The organism is Citrobacter sp. HN-141 (assembly GCF_033341895.1).
In the GTDB taxonomy this organism is placed as follows: domain Bacteria; phylum Pseudomonadota; class Gammaproteobacteria; order Enterobacterales; family Enterobacteriaceae; genus Citrobacter.
In genome coordinates, this window is sequence record NZ_JAWPBF010000053.1 from 1 (window position 1) to 1,156 (window position 1,156).

The following is a 1,156-nucleotide window of genomic DNA, read 5'->3' on the forward strand; positions in this document are numbered from 1 at the left end:
GTTTTCCATGATAGTTCTCCGAATGAAAGCCTGTCCTCAGCATAGTACCGGGAAGGAGGGAGTGACCATCTCATTAATTATCCCACGCTAAGTCTGTTTTTTGTACAAAGCGGTATCGACTGTACGTAATGAGCGGTATTTTCCGGATCCCAGCTTAAGATTATTACGCCAGACGTAATCTCCACTCAGATTGATATGTTCCCAGCCCAGGGGAGAAAGATGAGAGACCAGTTGCTCATTTATCGGGATACCCTTTCGTTTTAGTGACTCAATAGCTCTTTCTATATATACCGTGTTCCACAACGTGATCGCTGCTGTCAGTAATGTCAGCCCGCTCGCGCAAGGGCATTACGGGCCTCACCCTTATTCAGCCCCGCCTGCACGCGTCGGCGCAGACCGGGATCACGGAACCAGTCCAGCATAAATAGTGTCCGTTCGATGCGGCCAATCTCTCTCAGCGCTTTGGCAAGTCCATTCTGTTTTGGGTAACTGGCTAACTTTTTCATCATCAGTGATGCGGTGACTGTCCCCTGCTTAATCGAGGTTGCCAGGCGCAATACCTCATCCCAGTGCGACTCAATGTCTTTGATATTCAGGCAGGTTGTTGATATGACAGACTGAAGCCCCGGATAGCGCTCGGCCTTTCCATGAATAAACAGCCGCTTGTCATGAAGATCACGGATCCTTGGCGCAAAAGCGAATCCCAGCAGGTGCATCAGGGTGAAAACATGTTCAGTGAAGCCTGCGGTATCGGTGTAATGCTCGGTAATTTCCAGATCGCTTTCATGGTACAGCAGGCCATCAAGCACGTGGGTTGAGTCGCGCACCCGGCTGATCACTTTGGCGTAGAACGGGCTGTATTGGTCTGAGATATGCGTATAAATCTGCACGCCCGGCTCCTGACCATATTTAAGATTGACCTGACCGGCATAACGTCCGTGACTGCCTACCCGAAAGTTCTGCCCGTCTGACGACGATGTTGTCCCGTCGCCCCAGAATGCGGCCAGAGGCCGCTCTTTCTGTGCGTTGACCAGCTCGGCCAGTGCCGCTGAATAAGTTTCATCCCTGATGTACCATGCCTGAATACCTTCGAGTGACGATCTTGTGGCCCCAGGGCAGGATTCCGCCATTTTTGTCAGCCCAAGGTTGATGCCGT

General features: G+C 51.6%; 1 pseudogene. It reads right to left on the minus strand.

From position 1 onward, the window contains the following. Window positions 1-87: 87 nt before the first annotated feature. Window positions 88-1,156 (minus strand): annotated as a pseudogene (locus RYZ59_RS24520) (Tn3 family transposase); the annotation flags it as partial.